Raw genomic sequence first — 15,530 nt, 5'->3', positions numbered from 1 at the left:
CATAAAATGTTGGCCAGAAGCCGATTATGGCTTCCTAGAATAGGCCTTATACATAGATGCAGCCGGGTGTCAGTGGGCAAAAGCGGGTTGACAGTGGGGGGCGAGTCCATACATAGGAGCGAGCTTGCCTCGCGATCTTTTGATCGTTAAAAGATCGCGAGGCAAGCTCGCTCCTACAGGCTCAACCACGCGTGTTGGAACCGTGAAAATCAGCCGTTTCGTACGACGTTTCGCTTTCAATCCAAGGACACTTCCGAGAAAATCCCGTTCGCTTGCGTCCACTCCATTCGGGGCATAGTCTCGGCCATCGCTGCAAAAAACAGCGGTCGGGTTTAGTAGCCCAGTTTGTGAGCAAGGCGCAAGGCGCCACCTGAGTGAGGCTTTTTTCGGCCGCAGCTTTATGGTGGCCGTGCGCAGGGCACCTTAGGGTGCGCCGGTTTCCAAGCTCACCGGTCTACTAACCTGCGTACGGCTGCCACCCACTCGTTTAGTAGCGGCAGGTGTCAGTTCCCTTAACGAGGTTGGAGCTGTAACCATGAAAAAACTGACACCCGATCCACCTGCCACATCCCCCGATGCCGTTGAGCGCACGTCACAGTTACTGGACCGTGCGGCGGCCGATCGCGCTCTTGATTACTACCTGCACAACCATAAGCCTCCACGGCACATGGATCAGGCCATGTATGCCATACCCGGCAGCGTCAATTTAGAAGCGGCTTTGGCCCAGGCGTCAGACTTGTTGCGCTGTATGGTTGCTTCGGCGAGTGAGGCGGGGAATGGTTTGAGCGGCAATCAGCGCGATGTGGTGCTATCCATAGGGCACTTGGCGGAGCTGGCCAAGACCTTTGTCGATACCTCGCTGGACCGTCTGGTCACGCACTAAGCGGCACGCGCCTGAGTGCAAGCAGGCGCGTTAAAGCACTGCGTATTGCATTGAAATCGGGCTTATCCGGGTGTAAAAGTTACTGGCCTATAGTAATCACTGGATAACCCTTGCCTGATAAGAGCTGCTCTATCTGAAACCATTGAACTCACGCGTACATAGCGAGCCATTGGATCGGCTGCGGTACTATCAACAACATCCAACAGGTAACTTGAAGGCCTGCGCTGTACCTCCCCCTTGTAACCCGTTACGGGTACATTCAAATAATCAGAGAGTTCTTGAGCAAAAGATTTTCCCGTATAGCTGGCCACATCTGCAGAATGACACATTATTAAATTGACCTCTTTGGCCTTCTTCATAAGCCCATTTGACACTAGCGCTTTACCCAGCTCTTCTGCTGTAAACGCTTGGCCACTAGAAGCAATAACGCCTACCTGTTTACCACCGTGTTCATAAAAACCACCATGCCCCACTACCTCAAGCCTCGAGAATTTATGATCACTGGCTACTGTTCGGCCCACATAAATATTCGGCATTAACACTTTAAAATCCATCATTAACTGGCTCTCCAGGTCGATTGAGTTACGTCTGGCAATTACGGGAGCCGCCTGTACTGCGAGAAATCTTTTACTACCTGACTTAAACAACCAATTTTTCAACGCACGCCAAAAATGCCCGCTGGGATCAATCCGATTAACCGGATCGCCCCCCGCATACCCATAACTATTAATCCCGCCCCGCCCAAACGGGCTAAAACTGTCCGGGCTGTTAAAACGCATCAACACCGGGTTAAACGCCCGATAGCCATTGCCCAACAAATAATGCCCCGTCACCGGGTCAGCCCGTTCGCCATTAAAGCCCAGCACACTGGCCACGCCGCTTTCAGCCGGGCGATGGCCATACACGTTGTAAGCCATGGGTTGGGTTTTATCGGGGTTAACCGTGTGCAACACCGAGCGTTGCAGGTCGGTGGCCAGCAGGTTGCTGCCACCCGCCCCGCCCTCGGCCAACACGTGATCGCCCACCTGAAACACACTGCGCTGCACTGTGCCCTCAATTTCGGTGGTCATGCGCGAGCCGTTGTAAAAGCGCCGAATGCCCGCCGTCTGGATCAAACGATCCAGTGGGTCGTAGGCATAGATGACTGTGGGCATGGATGTGCGCTCGCCGTATAAGGTAGTTGACTCAATACCTAAGACCACCTACTGGTAAATATTTAAGCAACTTTAAATTCAACCACTCTCGCGCATTAGAACTGACCAAGACACACGTCGACACCTGTAAAAATCTGAATCCGCGCCATTCACACTGACTACAGTGAGCTTACAAATTTAACTTTTCCGGATTCCTGCCTAACAGCATTGAGTCGAGCCATTACTGTTTCTCCAAACGATGATATTCCAGAGGCAGGTGCCGAAGAAGGAAGAACTCCATCCACTTGACCAGACCTTACCGAAATGGGTAGGGCGACCGTTGATGCATCCAGACCAGGTTCCACTACTTGTTTGAGAGCCGCATAACGCGCATCCGAAACGCCTTGAATTAAATGGTTCATATGGGATGAAGTGCTCGCAAGGCTCACCATATCCGAGGAAGGAAGATACGATGTAACTTTGAATAAAAGTTCTGGAGGGAGATGATTTAAAAAAGGCGTCGTCGTGTCCACGCGCTGAGCGTAGCCGGGGGCTTTAAGCGATTTTTTTATCACCTTTTCTGAAGTGTCGAGCACAGGAGAACTGATCGCCTGCACACGCCCTCTAGCGCTTATAACCCCCCCTAATATACTGTCATCAAACGATTTTAATGCTGTGACAAAAGCTTTAATAACATGCCCTGTTTTATCTCCATTATTTATTGGATCGCCTAACACATACGCATAACTATTAAACCCGCCTTTCCCAAACGGGCTCCAACTGTCCGGGCTGTTAAAACGCATCAATACCGGGTTAAACGCCCGGTAGCCATTGCCCAACAAATAATGCCCCGTCACCGGGTCAGCCCGTTCGCCATTAAAGCCCAGCACACTGGCCAGGCCGCTTTCAGCCGGGCGATGGCCATACACGCTGTAAGCAATGGGTTGGGTTTTATCGGGGTTAACCGTGTGCAACACCGAGCGTTGCAGGTCGGTGGCCAGCAGGTTGCTGCCACCCGCCCCGCCCTCGGCCAACACGTGATCGCCCACCTGAAACACACTGCGCTGCGCTGTGCCCTGGATTTCGGTGGTCATGCGCGAGCTGTTGTAAAAGCGCCGAATGCCCGCCGTCTGGATCAAGCGATCCAGTGGGTCGTAGGTATAGAGGACTGTGGGCATGTGTGTACGCTCGCCGTGTACAAGTACAAGTCCTCAGCTTGCACCGGCGCAGCGCGGCTGCCTACTGGCAGATCTGCTAGGTACAGCCCTGTAGGAGCGAGCTTGCCTCGCGATCTTTTGATCGTTAAAAGATCGCGAGGCAAGCTCGCTCCTACAGGCTCAACCACGCGTGTTGGAACCTTGAAAATCAGCCGTTTCGTACGACGTTTCGCTTTCAATCCAAGGACACTTCCGAGAAAATCCCGTTCGCTTGCGCCCACTCCATTCGGGGCATAGTCTCGGCCATCGCTGCAAAAAACAGCGGTCGGGTTTAGTAGCCCAGTTTAGTTCGGCGCAAGGCGCCACCTCCGCGAGGCGCTTTTTTACGGCCTGCGTTTTATGGTGGTCGTGCGCAGGGCGCCTTCGGGCGCGCCGGGTCCCGAACTTACCGGTCTACTAACCTGCGTGCGGCTGCCACCTTCGTTTAGTAGCGACAGGTACAGCTCCTTTAATTAAGTTCGGAGTTGTAACCATGAAAAAACTGACACCCGATCCACCTGTCACATCCCCCGATGCCGTTGAGCGCACGTCACAGTTACTGGACCGTGCGGCGGCCGATCGCGCTCTTGATTACTACCTGCACAGCCATAAGCCTCCACGGCACATGGATCAGGCCATGTATGCCATACCCGGCAGCGTCAATTTAGAAGCGGCTTTGGTCCAGGCGTCAGACTTGTTGCGCTGCATGGTTGCTTCGGCGAGTGAGGCGGGGAATGGTTTGAGCGGCAATCAGCGCGATGTGGTGCTGTCCATCGGGCACTTGGCGGAGCTGGCCAAGACCTTTGTCGATACATCGCTGGACCGTCTGGTCACGCACTAAACGGCACGCGCCTGAGTGCAAGCAGGCGCGTCAATTTGAAAATATCGCAAGGCACACTCAACACTCCACGGCACTCACGGCCAGGCCGCCGCGTGAGGTTTCTTTGTATTTGTCGTGCATGTCGGCGCCGGTGTCGCGCATGGTGCGGATCACCCGGTCCAGTGAAATAAAGTGCTGACCGTCCCCGCGCAGGGCCATTTGCGCGGCGTTGATGGCTTTGACCGCCGCAATGGCGTTGCGCTCGATGCACGGCACTTGCACCAGCCCGCCCACCGGGTCGCATGTAAGGCCCAAGTTGTGTTCCAAACCAATTTCAGCGGCGTTGCACAGTTGCTCGGGGCTGGCCCCGAGGATTTGCGCCAGCCCGGCCGCGGCCATGGCGCAGGCCGAACCGACCTCGCCCTGACAGCCCACTTCGGCGCCCGAAATCGAGGCGTTCTTTTTGCACAAAATGCCAATCGCCGCCGCGCTTAATAAGTAGTCGACGACGTTGGCTTCACTGACCTCGTCGCTGAACTTCATAAAGTAGTGCAACACCGCCGGGATGATGCCCGCCGCGCCGTTGGTAGGCGCTGTGACCATGCGCCCGCCTGCGGCGTTTTCTTCGTTGACCGCCAGGGCGAACAGGTTGACCCATTCCATGGCGCTCAAGGTTGAGCCGATCACGTTGGGCTTGCCCAGTTCCTGCAAGCTGCGGTGCAAGCGGGCGGCGCGGCGACGTACGTTCAAACCGCCGGGCAGGATGCCTTCGTGTTTCAAGCCATGCTCGACGCAGTCCTGCATGGCGCGCCAGAGCTTGATCAGGCCACAGCGAATTTCATCTTCGCTGCGCCAGGTGCGTTCGTTGGCCATCATTAAGGCGGCCACGCTCAGGTGATGTTCGCGGCACAAATCAAGCAGCTCCACAGCGCTGCCAAAGTCATAGGGCAATTCGGTGCGGTCCATGTCCATGACACCGCTGGCCGCTTGCGCCGCATCCACCACAAAGCCGCCGCCCACCGAGTAATAGGTGTCGCGGTGCAGTTCGCCGTTTGCGGTTTCGGCGATCAGGGTCATGGCGTTGGGGTGAAACGGCAGGTTTTCGTCGAGCAGGCGCATGTCGCTGGCCCACACAAAAGGGATGGGCAGATAGCCATCGAGCAGCAAGGTCTGGCTGTCGTGCAGCTCTGCGATGCGCGGGGCAATCTGCGCCGGGTCAATGGCGTCTGGCCACTCGCCCATCAGGCCCATGATCACGGCGTTGTCGCTGCCATGCCCGATGCCGGTGGCCGACAGGGAACCGTAAAGCTGCACCTCAATGCGTCGCACCTGTTGCAGTTGGTCGCGTTCGCGCAACCCCTGCACAAACAGCGCAGCAGCCCGCATGGGCCCCACGGTGTGGGAGCTGGAAGGGCCAATGCCGATCTTGAACAGGTCAAACACGCTGATAGCCATGGGGACGAGCCTCGTAATGAGTGCTCGCATCATGGTCGGTTTCCAGCCCCTGAAAACGTCCAGCAACGACTCGCTATTGTCTGCCAGCGCCGTCGCCGTTTTATGCGGATCAGACGCGGGAAAAGTGCGGTTTTTTGGGAGGAAACGTCCAAATGCGACCTCGCAGGTATCAGATACGACCCTGCCTGTACTGGATGCGACGCGGGCGGTAGGCGTTTGATTTTGGCTGTTACATGATCAGTCTCGACTCGATTGCCAGATGCCAACCGGCATCACCCGAGGGGGCGGCTTTTCGATCGAAAACTGCCACCCAGACACACAGGAGTCGTTGCATGAAACATTCCTACCCTTTGCTGTTGGCTGCCGTACTGAGTCTGCCCGCCATCGCCCAGGCCGCCGAGCCTGCGCAGTGCAGCACGGTTAATTTTTCGGACGTGGGCTGGACCGATATCACGGTCACCACGGCGGTCACCAGCGCAGTACTGGATGCACTGGGCTACAAAACCAAAACCACCATGATTTCGGTGCCGGTGACGTACAAGTCCCTGGCCGATGGCAAAAACATGGACGTCTTTTTGGGCAACTGGATGCCCACCATGGAAAACGACATCAAGGCTTACCGCGATGCGGGCACCGTTGAAACGGTGCGCGCCAATCTGGAAAACGCCAAGTACACCCTCGCCGTACCGCAGGCGCTGTATGACAAGGGCCTTAAAGACTTCGCTGACCTGCCTAAATTCAAGAAAGAACTGGACGGCAAGATCTACGGGATCGAGCCGGGCAACGACGGCAACCGCACGATTCAAAGCATGATCGACAAGAACGCATTTGGCCTCAAGGACGCAGGCTTCAAGGTGGTTGAGTCGAGCGAAGCCGGGATGTTGTCGCAAGTCGAACGCGCTCAACGGCGCGGCACCGACGTGGTGTTTTTGGGCTGGGAACCGCACCCCATGAACACCCGCTTCAAGATGAAGTACCTCACCGGTGGCGATGATTTTTTTGGCCCCAACTTCGGCCAGGCCACCATCTACACCAACACCCGCAAAGGCTACACACAGGAATGCAGCAACGTTGGCCAGTTGCTGAAAAACCTGGTGTTCACCCTCGACATGGAAAGCACGCTGATGGGCAAGGTGCTGGACGAAAAGATCAAGCCGGATGTGGCTGCCAAAGCCTGGCTTAAACAGAACCCGCAGGTGCTCGACACCTGGCTCGCGGGCGTGACCACGGTTGATGGCAAGCCGGGGCTTGAGGCGGTCAAGGCCAGCCTCGCGAAGTAATCGCGGACGCCAGGCGGCTTGCCGCGCTGGCTCCGTTTTCACTCCACTTGCATGCGGACGTTCATACCATGCTGATAGATCACAAAATCCCGTTGGGCGAGTACATCGCCGACTTCGTCGACTGGCTGACCAAACATGGCGCCAATATCTTCGATGCCATTGCGACCACACTCGAAGCCATGATCCATGGCGTGACGTTTGCGCTGACCTGGTTCAACCCGCTGGCGTTTATCGGGTTGATCGCGTTGTTTGCCCACCTGATTCAACGCAAGTGGGGGCTTACGGTCTTTGTTGCGTTGTCGTTTTTGCTGATCCTCAACCTGGGGTATTGGCAAGAGACTATGGAAACCCTGGCGCAGGTGGTGTTTGCCACCTTTGTGTGCGTGATCATCGGTGTGCCGCTGGGCATTGTCGCCGCGCATAAACCGGCGGTGTATACGTGCATGCGCCCGGTGCTGGACTTGATGCAAACCGTGCCGACGTTTGTGTACCTCATCCCTACCCTGACCCTGTTTGGCCTGGGCGTGGTGCCGGGGCTGATTTCGACCGTGGTGTTTGCGATTGCCGCGCCGATCCGCCTCACCTACCTGGGTATTCGTGACGTGCCCCATGAACTGCTGGATGCCGGTAAGGCGTTTGGCTGTTCGCGCCGCCAGTTGCTCACCCGTATCGAACTGCCCCACGCCATGCCGAGCATCGCGGCCGGGGTGACCCAGTGCATCATGCTGTCGCTGTCGATGGTAGTAATCGCCGCGCTGGTGGGCGCTGACGGCCTGGGTAAACCGGTGGTCAACGCCCTGAACACGGCTGACATCGCGCTGGGCTTTGAAGCCGGGCTGGCGATTGTGTTGCTGGCGATCATGCTCGACCGGATCTGCAAACAGCCGGACGCCAAAAAAGGAGCTGACGCATGAGTATTATTCGCTTCGACAAGGTTGACGTGATCTTCGCCAAAAAACCGCGTGAGGCGCTGAGGCTGCTGGATGAGGGCCTTTCGCGGGATCAGATCCTGAAAAAAACCGGGCAGATTGTCGGCGTTGAAAAGGCCAGCCTGGACATCGACAAAGGTGAAATCTGCGTGCTCATGGGCTTGTCCGGTTCGGGCAAATCCAGCTTGCTGCGCTGTATCAACGGTCTCAACACGGTGAGCCGTGGCCAGTTGTTTGTGGAGCACGAAGGCAAGCAAATCGACATCGCCTCGTGTACCCCCGCCGAGCTGAAAATGATGCGCACCAAGCGCATTGCCATGGTCTTTCAAAAGTTCGCCCTGATGCCCTGGCTGACGGTGCGCGAGAACATCAGCTTTGGCCTGGAAATGCAGGGCCGCCCTGAAAAAGAACGCAAGGCGCTGGTGGATGAAAAGCTGGAGCTGGTGGGCCTGAGCCAATGGCGCAATAAAAAGCCCGACGAATTGAGCGGCGGCATGCAGCAGCGTGTTGGCCTGGCGCGGGCGCTGGCGATGGACGCCGATATTCTGCTGATGGACGAACCGTTCTCGGCACTTGACCCGCTGATTCGTCAGGGCCTGCAAGACGAGTTGCTGGAACTGCAACGCAAGCTCAGCAAGACCATCGTGTTTGTCAGCCACGACCTGGATGAGGCGCTCAAACTGGGCAGCCGCATCGCGATCATGAAAGACGGCAAGATCATCCAGTACAGCAAGCCGGAAGAAATCGTGCTCAACCCGGCCGATGATTACGTGCGCACGTTTGTCGCGCACACCAACCCGCTGAACGTGTTGTGCGGGCGCAGCCTGATGCGCACGCTGGACAACTGCAAACGCATCAACGGCTCGGTGTGCATTGATCCGGGGGATGATTCGTGGATCGACCTGCACGAAGGTAACACCATCAAAGGCGTGCGCAATGGCGCGGGCGTGGTGGATTTACAGCAATGGAAAAGCGGGCAATCGGTCGACAGCCTGGGCCGCAGGCCGACACTGGTGGACTCTAATATCGGCATGCGCGATGCGCTGCAAATTCGCTACCAGACCGGTAACAAACTGGTGCTGCACGACAATCAGAAAGTGGTGGGGATACTGGGCGATACCGAGTTGTACCACGCCTTGCTGGGTAAGAATCTGGGTTAATTATTAACCCCTTGTAGGAGCGAGCTTGCCTCGCGATCTTTTGATCTTTTAAAAGATCGCGAGACAAGCTCGCTCCTACAGGAGTGATGGGCTCTTAGCTGTAAACGCGCCCAAGGAACTGGCGATGGCTTTCAAACTGGTCGAGTACGTCGCGGCAGATTTGCTCGTCAGTGAAGCCCATCAAGTCGTATTCCTGGTTGCCGTTGTGCAGGTACACCTCGGCCCGGTAGTAACGGCTGCGCACTTCGTCTTGTCCGGAGTCGCTCGGCGCGGCCAGGTAGCCGTCCAGGCTCACTTCGTAGACAAACGGGTTGCCTTCTTCCATGTCTACCCGCACGCCCATGCAGCGCTTGGCGGCGCCCAACAGGGTTTGCACTTGCAGACCTTGAGCACGCAATTGCGCCGCCGCTTCTTCCAGTGCCGGGGTCACGTGCCTGTCCATAAAGCGCTGCACCACCGCTTGGGTCGGTTGCAGGTCCTGGGTGGTCAAACGCTCGCTGAAACCACGACGACCACGGGCCGCCAGTTCCGCTTGCTCTTGTTCCACCAGGGTGTCCTGGCGCATGGCTTTGTGCAGGCCAAACATAAACAGCACCAGCACCACCGAGAACGGCAGGCCCGCCAGCACCACCATGGTTTGCATGGCCGCAAAGTTACCGGCAAACAACAAACCAATGGTCACCAGGGTGATCACCACCGACCAGAAAATGCGCAGCCAGTGCGGCGCGTCTTCGTCTACATCGCCACCTTTGCACGACAGGTTGGCCATCATCACTGCGCCCGAATCCGCCGGGGTCAGGAACAGCACGAAGCCAACAAAAATCGACACACCAATCACGATTTTCGACGCGGGGTAATGCTCAAGCAGTTGGTAAATCGCCATCGACGGTTGTTCAAGGGCGGTTTTGCCCAGCTCTACCGCCCCCTGGTTCACCACCAGGTCCAATGCCGAGTTACCGAAAATCGACAGCCACGCCAGGGTGAAGCCCAGCGGAATCAACAGCACACCGGCTACCAGTTCACGCACGGTACGACCACGGGAAATACGCGCGATGAACATGCCCACAAATGGCGCCCAGGAAATCCACCAGGCCCAGTAGAACAGGGTCCACAGGCCCAACCAGCCCTCGGTTTTTTTGCTGTCGCCTTCGTACACGTACAGGTCGAAGGTTTTCATGATGATGCCGTTGAGGTAATCGCCCACGTTCTGCACAAAGCCATTGAGCAGGTGCAAGGTAGGGCCAAACAGCAGCACGAAAATCAGCAGGCCGCTGAACAGGATGATGTTCAGGTTGGACAGCCGACGAATGCCGTTTTCAACACCCGAGACCGCCGCGATGGTGGCCACGGTGCTCATCACGATGATCACGATCAGCAGGTTGGTGTTGCTGTGCGCCATGCCGAACAGGTTTTCCAGCCCCGACGACACTTGCATCGAGCCAATGCCCAGGTTGGTCACCAGACCCAGCAGGGTCACGAACATGCCGAAGCCGTCGACCGCGTGGCCCGCCGCGCCTTTGACCCAACGCTCGCCCATCAGCGGGTACAGCGCCGAACGCAGCGCCAGCGGCTGGTTGTGGCGGTAAGCAAAGTACGCCACGGCCAACCCCACCAGTGCGTAGATCGCCCAGCCGTGCAGGCCCCAGTGCAGGAAGGTCAGTTGCAACGCCTGACGCGCCGCTTCATGGCTGGCCGACACGCCCTCAGGCGGGTTGAAAAAGTGGTCCAGCGGCTCGGACGCGCCGAAGTACAGCAAGGAAATGCCGATACCCGACGAGAACAGCATCCCGGCCCACGCGCCGTAACTGAAGTCGGGCTTGTCTTGCTTGGTGCCCAGTTTCAGTTTGCCGTAGGACGAGAACGCCAGGCCCACGACAAAAATCAGATAGGCGGCAATCACCACCATGTAGTACCAGCCGAAGCTGCGCGACAGCCACTCTTGGGCAACGCCCAGAATGTGCCCGGCTTCTTCAGGGAAGGCGATCAAGATGGCAGTCAACAACAGTATCAAGGCGGTAGAGGTGTAAAACACCCAACCATTGACCGTCACCTTTTGTGGCGGGGTCTTTATAAGAGAGGCAGAACTCATTGCACGGGTGCTCCAGGCAAGTGCGACACAAGGACTAAAGGCAACGCACCACTCGACCAATCGGTTACATAGCGACCAACGGTCGAGTGATATAAAGACACCGCTAAAAAAACCGGACCCTGCCTGTCCCTGAGCAGGGCCTGCTTCTGTAGGAGCGAGCTTGCTCGCGATCTTTTGATCCGTTGAAAAGATCGCGAGGCAAGCTCGCTCCTACAAACGCAGGGGATCCGGCGGTATTTACCGTGTCGTTTTCGGCACTTGTTGTAGGAAAAGCACCACAGCACGCGACGAATTGTCGCAGATCTTATTCTTTGTTGATTGAACGTTCAATCAAAACAAAATAGACTGGCCGTCGTTCAGTGATTGTCATGCGCTGCGCGCCGGCCCCAAGGAGATGCACACAATGCCCAAGGTCGGTATGCAACCCATACGCCGCCAGCAGTTGATCGAAGCCACGTTGACGGCGGTCGATCAGGTCGGGATGGCAGATGCCAGCATTGCGCTAATCGCCCGTTTGGCGGGCGTTTCAAACGGCATCATCAGTCACTACTTCAAGGACAAGAACGGTCTGATCGCCGCCACCATGCGGTATCTGATGAACGTTTTGATCGATAACGTCGCCGAGCGCCGCCAAGCACTCGACGATGACAGCCCAAGGGCGCACTTGAAGGTGATCGTTGAAGGCAACTTTGACGCGAGCCAGGTCAGTGGCCCGGCGATGAAAACCTGGTTGGCCTTTTGGGCAGCCAGCATGCACCAACCGTCGTTGCACAGATTGCAGCGGATCAACGATCACCGCTTGTACTCCAATCTGTGCTGCCAATTTCGTCGCGTGTTGCCGCAGGCTCAAGCCCGCAACGCCGCACGGGGCCTGGCAGCGCTCATCGATGGTCTATGGTTGCGGGGTGCTCTGTCGGGTGACGCTTTCGACACCGAACAGGCACAACGCATCTGCTACGAATACATGGATCTACAACTGGCGAAACAGGTGAGTTAGGCCTCAATTAACGCTTAACCCCTGAACTGTCGTGAATCTGCGGTGCCACAGTTAGATGGCACCCGATTGACGATTAACGCCCACCACTTGTCTGCACTTGCGAGGATTTTATGGCCCGTTTCGAATTGCAAAAACTCTACATCGACGGCGGCTACACCGACGCCGGTAGCGACGCTACTTTCGATGCCATCAACCCGGCTAACGGCGAAGTCCTCGCACAAGTGCAACGTGCGACCAAGGAAGACGTCGAGCGCGCTGTTGTCAGTGCTGAAAAAGGCCAGAAAATCTGGGCCGCCATGACCTCCATGGAGCGTTCGCGCATTCTGCGTCGCGCCGTTGAGATCCTGCGCGAGCGCAACGATGAACTGGCGGCTCTGGAAACCCTGGACACCGGCAAGTCGTACTCCGAAACCCGTTACGTTGACATCGTCACCGGCGCCGACGTGCTGGAATACTACGCAGGCCTGGCGCCCGCCATCGAAGGCGAGCAGATCCCGCTGCGCACCACCTCTTTCGTTTACACCCGCCGCGAGCCGCTGGGCGTTGTGGCCGGTATTGGCGCCTGGAACTACCCGATCCAGATCGCCCTGTGGAAATCCGCACCCGCCCTGGCGGCCGGTAACGCGATGATCTTCAAGCCAAGCGAAGTCACCTCGCTGACCACCCTGAAGCTGGCTGAGATCTTCACCGAAGCGGGCCTGCCAGACGGCGTGTTCAACGTTCTGACCGGCAGCGGCCGTGAAGTCGGCACCTGGCTGACCGAGCACCCGCGCATCGAGAAAATCTCGTTCACCGGCGGCACCGACACCGGCAAAAAAGTCACCTCCAGCGCCACCAGCTCTTCCTTGAAGGAAGTGACCATGGAACTGGGCGGCAAGTCGCCACTGATCATTTTTGACGACGCTGACCTGGACCGCGCGGCTGACACCGCGATGATGGCCAACTTCTACAGCTCGGGCCAGGTGTGCACCAACGGCACCCGCGTGTTCGTGCCAACCGCACTCAAAGCCGCTTTCGAAGCCAAGATTCTGGAGCGCGTTGCGCGCATCCGCATCGGCAACCCGGAAGACGAAAACACCAACTTCGGCCCGCTGGTCAGCTTTGCTCACATGGAAAGCGTGCTGGGCTACATTGCCAAGGGTAAAGAAGAAGGTGCCCGCGTGCTGTGCGGCGGCGAACGTCTGACCGAAGGCGCACTGGGCAAAGGCGCCTTCGTGGCCCCGACCGTGTTCACTGACTGCACCGACGAGATGACCATCGTCAAAGAAGAAATCTTTGGCCCGGTGATGAGCATCCTGACGTACGACACCGAAGAAGAAGTGATCCGCCGCGCCAACGACACCGAGTTCGGCCTGGCCGCCGGTATCGTCACCAAAGACCTGAACCGCGCGCACCGCGTGATTCATCAGCTGGAAGCGGGCATTTGCTGGATCAACGCGTGGGGCGAGTCCGACGCAAAAATGCCGGTGGGCGGTTACAAGCAATCGGGCATTGGCCGTGAAAACGGCATCAGCTCGCTGGCTCAGTACACCCAAATCAAATCGGTACAGGTAGAGCTGGGCGACTACGTTTCGGTGTTCTAAGCCCTGTGGGAGCGGGCTTGCCCGCGATGGAATCGCTGCGGTCTGCCTGACAGACCGCGTCGCATGAATCGCGAGCAAGCCCGCTCCCACGGTTTGTGCCACAACTTCAAAGAGGGTGCATTTTATGTCCCAAGAATTCGACTACATCATCATTGGTGCCGGCTCTGCCGGTAACACCCTGGCGACCCGTCTGACTGAAGACCAAGGCGTCACCGTGCTGCTGCTTGAAGCAGGCGGCCCGGACTACCGTTTCGACTTCCGTACCCAAATGCCTGCCGCGCTGGCGTTCCCGCTGCAAGGCCGTCGCTACAACTGGGCATTTGAAACCGACCCGGAACCACACATGGACGGCCGCCGCATGGAATGTGGCCGTGGCAAGGGCCTGGGCGGTTCGTCGCTGATCAACGGCATGTGCTACATCCGTGGTAACGCGATGGACTACGACGGCTGGGCAAAAAACCCTGGCCTGGAAGACTGGTCGTACCTGGACTGCCTGCCGTATTTCCGCAAGGCAGAAACCCGCGACATCGGCCCCAACGATTACCACGGTGGCGATGGCCCGGTCAGCGTGACCACGCCTAAAGCCGGTAACAACGTGCTGTTCCACGCCATGGTTGAAGCAGGCGTGCAAGCCGGTTACCCGCGCACCGAAGACTTGAACGGCTACCAGCAAGAAGGCTTCGGCCCGATGGACCGTACCGTGACGCCGAACGGCCGTCGCGCCAGCACCGCTCGAGGTTATCTGGACATCGCCAAACAGCGCCCGACGCTGACCATCGTCACCCACGCCCTGACCGACAAGATTATCTTTGAAGGCAAGCGTGCGGTCGGCGTGCATTACATGACCGGCGACAACCACGTGCGCATTGAAGCCAAGGCGCGCAAAGAAGTCCTGCTGTGCAGCGGCGCCATCGGTTCGCCGACTGTGCTGCAACGCTCGGGTGTAGGCCCGGCCGAACTGCTCAACAGCCTCGACATCCCGGTGGTGCATGACCTGCCGGGTGTTGGCCAGAACCTGCAAGACCACCTTGAGCTGTACCTGCAATATGCGTGCACTCAGCCGGTGTCGCTGTACCCGTCGCTGCTGTGGTGGAACCAGCCGGCCATCGGTGCCGAGTGGCTGTTCGCAGGCAAAGGCATTGGCGCCAGCAACCAGTTCGAAGCCGGTGGTTTTATCCGCACCCGCGAGCATTTCGACTGGCCGAACATTCAGTACCACTTCTTGCCGGTAGCGATTAACTACAACGGCAGCAACGGTGTGAAAGAGCACGGCTTCCAGGCGCACATGGGCTCCATGCGCTCGCCGAGCCGTGGCCGGGTCAACGTGAAGTCCCGCGACCCGCGTGAATACCCGAGCATCCTGTTCAACTACATGTCCACCGAGCAAGACTGGCAAGAGTTCCGCGACGGCATCCGCCTGACCCGTGAAATCATGCAGCAGCCGGCACTGGACGCTTACCGTGGCCGCGAAATCAGCCCGGGCATCGACAAGCAGACCGACGAAGAGCTGGACACGTTTATCCGTGAACACGCCGAAACGGCCTTCCACCCGTCCTGCTCGTGCAAAATGGGCACCGACGAGATGGCCGTGGTTGACGGCGAAGGTCGCGTGCATGGCCTGCAAGGCCTGCGTGTGGTCGATGCCTCGATCATGCCGTTGATCACCACCGGTAACCTGAACGCGCCGACGATCATGATCGCCGAGAAAATCGCCGACAAGATCCGTGGCCGCCAGCCATTGCCGCGCAGCACCGCCGACTACTACGTCGCAGGCGATGCCCCGGTGCGTGGCAAGCCTCTGCGTGAAGTGAGCCGTACCGCGCAGTAACACCGCAATAACTGTAGGAGCGAGCTTGCCTCGCGATCTTTTGATCGTTTAAAAGATCGCGAGACAAGCTCGCTCCTATGTATGGACTCGCCCCCCACTGTCAACCCGCTTTTGCCCACTGACACCCGGCTGCATCTATGTATAAGGCCTATTCTAGGAAGCCATAATCGGCTTCTG

At 57.8% G+C, this 15,530-nt stretch carries 12 protein-coding genes; 8 read left to right on the top strand and 4 right to left on the bottom strand.

The window, feature by feature from the left end; translation table 11 throughout:
- Nucleotides 1-535 precede the first annotated feature (535 nt).
- Entirely contained in the window at nt 536-883 is a 348-nt protein-coding gene (locus TU84_RS25015) for a DUF6124 family protein (protein WP_048373969.1), read from the top strand.
- 62 nt (nt 884-945) lie between these two features.
- On the opposite strand, the gene TU84_RS25335 is transcribed toward TU84_RS25015, so the two are convergent.
- Both TU84_RS25335 and TU84_RS25330 read right to left on the bottom strand, forming a co-directional pair.
- Nucleotides 946-2,037 (bottom strand): RHS repeat-associated core domain-containing protein, encoded by a 1,092-nt coding sequence (locus TU84_RS25335; protein ID WP_053225316.1) that lies wholly within the window; start codon nt 2,035-2,037, stop codon nt 946-948.
- A gap of 158 nt (nt 2,038-2,195) precedes the next feature.
- Nucleotides 2,196-3,194, bottom strand: coding sequence for an RHS repeat-associated core domain-containing protein (locus TU84_RS25330; protein ID WP_053225315.1), 999 nt, complete (start codon nt 3,192-3,194; stop codon nt 2,196-2,198).
- A gap of 511 nt (nt 3,195-3,705) precedes the next feature.
- Here TU84_RS25330 and TU84_RS25000 point away from each other — a divergent pair.
- Nucleotides 3,706-4,053 carry a DUF6124 family protein gene (locus TU84_RS25000; protein ID WP_048373968.1) on the top strand — a complete coding sequence of 116 codons (348 nt, stop codon included), beginning with the start codon at nt 3,706-3,708 and terminating at the stop codon, nt 4,051-4,053.
- A 57-nt stretch (nt 4,054-4,110) separates the two neighbouring features.
- Here the strand turns inward: TU84_RS25000 and TU84_RS24995 are convergent, their stop codons facing one another.
- Complete coding sequence (locus TU84_RS24995) at nt 4,111-5,487, bottom strand: L-serine ammonia-lyase (protein WP_048373966.1); 1,377 nt, start codon at nt 5,485-5,487, stop codon at nt 4,111-4,113.
- 332 nt (nt 5,488-5,819) lie between these two features.
- Between TU84_RS24995 and TU84_RS24990 the strand changes: the two genes are divergently transcribed.
- The 3 genes from TU84_RS24990 to choV all read left to right on the top strand — a co-directional run bounded on the left by TU84_RS24990 (nt 5,820) and on the right by choV (nt 8,856).
- On the top strand, nt 5,820-6,767 hold the full coding sequence (locus TU84_RS24990; protein ID WP_048373964.1) for a choline ABC transporter substrate-binding protein: 948 nt from the start codon (nt 5,820-5,822) through the stop codon (nt 6,765-6,767).
- Between the two features lie 68 nt (nt 6,768-6,835).
- Entirely contained in the window at nt 6,836-7,681 is an 846-nt protein-coding gene (gene choW / locus TU84_RS24985; RefSeq protein ID WP_048373962.1) for a choline ABC transporter permease subunit, read from the top strand.
- Complete coding sequence (choV, locus tag TU84_RS24980; protein WP_048373959.1) at nt 7,678-8,856, top strand: choline ABC transporter ATP-binding protein; 1,179 nt, start codon at nt 7,678-7,680, stop codon at nt 8,854-8,856. The genes choW and choV overlap by 4 nt, the downstream gene beginning before the upstream one ends.
- A gap of 94 nt (nt 8,857-8,950) precedes the next feature.
- On the opposite strand, the gene betT is transcribed toward choV, so the two are convergent.
- The gene (betT, locus tag TU84_RS24975; protein ID WP_048373956.1) at nt 8,951-10,945 is read right to left on the bottom strand and encodes a choline BCCT transporter BetT; all 1,995 of its coding nucleotides are present in this window, start codon (nt 10,943-10,945) and stop codon (nt 8,951-8,953) included.
- A gap of 403 nt (nt 10,946-11,348) precedes the next feature.
- Between betT and betI the strand changes: the two genes are divergently transcribed.
- From betI to betA, 3 genes are all read left to right on the top strand, one after another.
- Complete coding sequence (betI, locus tag TU84_RS24970) at nt 11,349-11,942, top strand: transcriptional regulator BetI (RefSeq protein WP_048373954.1); 594 nt, start codon at nt 11,349-11,351, stop codon at nt 11,940-11,942.
- 110 nt (nt 11,943-12,052) lie between these two features.
- Nucleotides 12,053-13,525, top strand: a complete 1,473-nt coding sequence (gene betB / locus TU84_RS24965) for a betaine-aldehyde dehydrogenase (RefSeq protein WP_048373953.1) — start codon at nt 12,053-12,055, stop codon at nt 13,523-13,525.
- A gap of 124 nt (nt 13,526-13,649) precedes the next feature.
- Nucleotides 13,650-15,353 (top strand): choline dehydrogenase, encoded by a 1,704-nt coding sequence (betA, locus tag TU84_RS24960; RefSeq protein WP_048373952.1) that lies wholly within the window; start codon nt 13,650-13,652, stop codon nt 15,351-15,353.
- The last annotated feature ends 177 nt before the right edge of the window (nt 15,354-15,530 follow it).

It is taken from the genome of Pseudomonas helleri, from assembly GCF_001043025.1.
GTDB classification, from domain to species: domain Bacteria; phylum Pseudomonadota; class Gammaproteobacteria; order Pseudomonadales; family Pseudomonadaceae; genus Aquipseudomonas; species Aquipseudomonas helleri.
Note: the sequence above shows the minus strand (reverse complement) of the source record. Positions and strands in the feature narration are given on the sequence as shown.

Coding starts and splice junctions, on each gene's coding strand:
- TU84_RS25330 (WP_053225315.1), bottom strand. CDS start 3,194: ATGCCCACAGTCCTCTATACCTACGACCCACTGGATCGCTTGATCCAG.
- betA (WP_048373952.1), top strand. CDS start 13,650: ATGTCCCAAGAATTCGACTACATCATCATTGGTGCCGGCTCTGCCGGT.
- TU84_RS25000 (WP_048373968.1), top strand. CDS start 3,706: ATGAAAAAACTGACACCCGATCCACCTGTCACATCCCCCGATGCCGTT.
- choW (WP_048373962.1), top strand. CDS start 6,836: ATGCTGATAGATCACAAAATCCCGTTGGGCGAGTACATCGCCGACTTC.
- betB (WP_048373953.1), top strand. CDS start 12,053: ATGGCCCGTTTCGAATTGCAAAAACTCTACATCGACGGCGGCTACACC.
- choV (WP_048373959.1), top strand. CDS start 7,678: ATGAGTATTATTCGCTTCGACAAGGTTGACGTGATCTTCGCCAAAAAA.
- betT (WP_048373956.1), bottom strand. CDS start 10,945: ATGAGTTCTGCCTCTCTTATAAAGACCCCGCCACAAAAGGTGACGGTC.
- betI (WP_048373954.1), top strand. CDS start 11,349: ATGCCCAAGGTCGGTATGCAACCCATACGCCGCCAGCAGTTGATCGAA.
- TU84_RS24995 (WP_048373966.1), bottom strand. CDS start 5,487: ATGGCTATCAGCGTGTTTGACCTGTTCAAGATCGGCATTGGCCCTTCC.
- TU84_RS25015 (WP_048373969.1), top strand. CDS start 536: ATGAAAAAACTGACACCCGATCCACCTGCCACATCCCCCGATGCCGTT.
- TU84_RS24990 (WP_048373964.1), top strand. CDS start 5,820: ATGAAACATTCCTACCCTTTGCTGTTGGCTGCCGTACTGAGTCTGCCC.
- TU84_RS25335 (WP_053225316.1), bottom strand. CDS start 2,037: ATGCCCACAGTCATCTATGCCTACGACCCACTGGATCGTTTGATCCAG.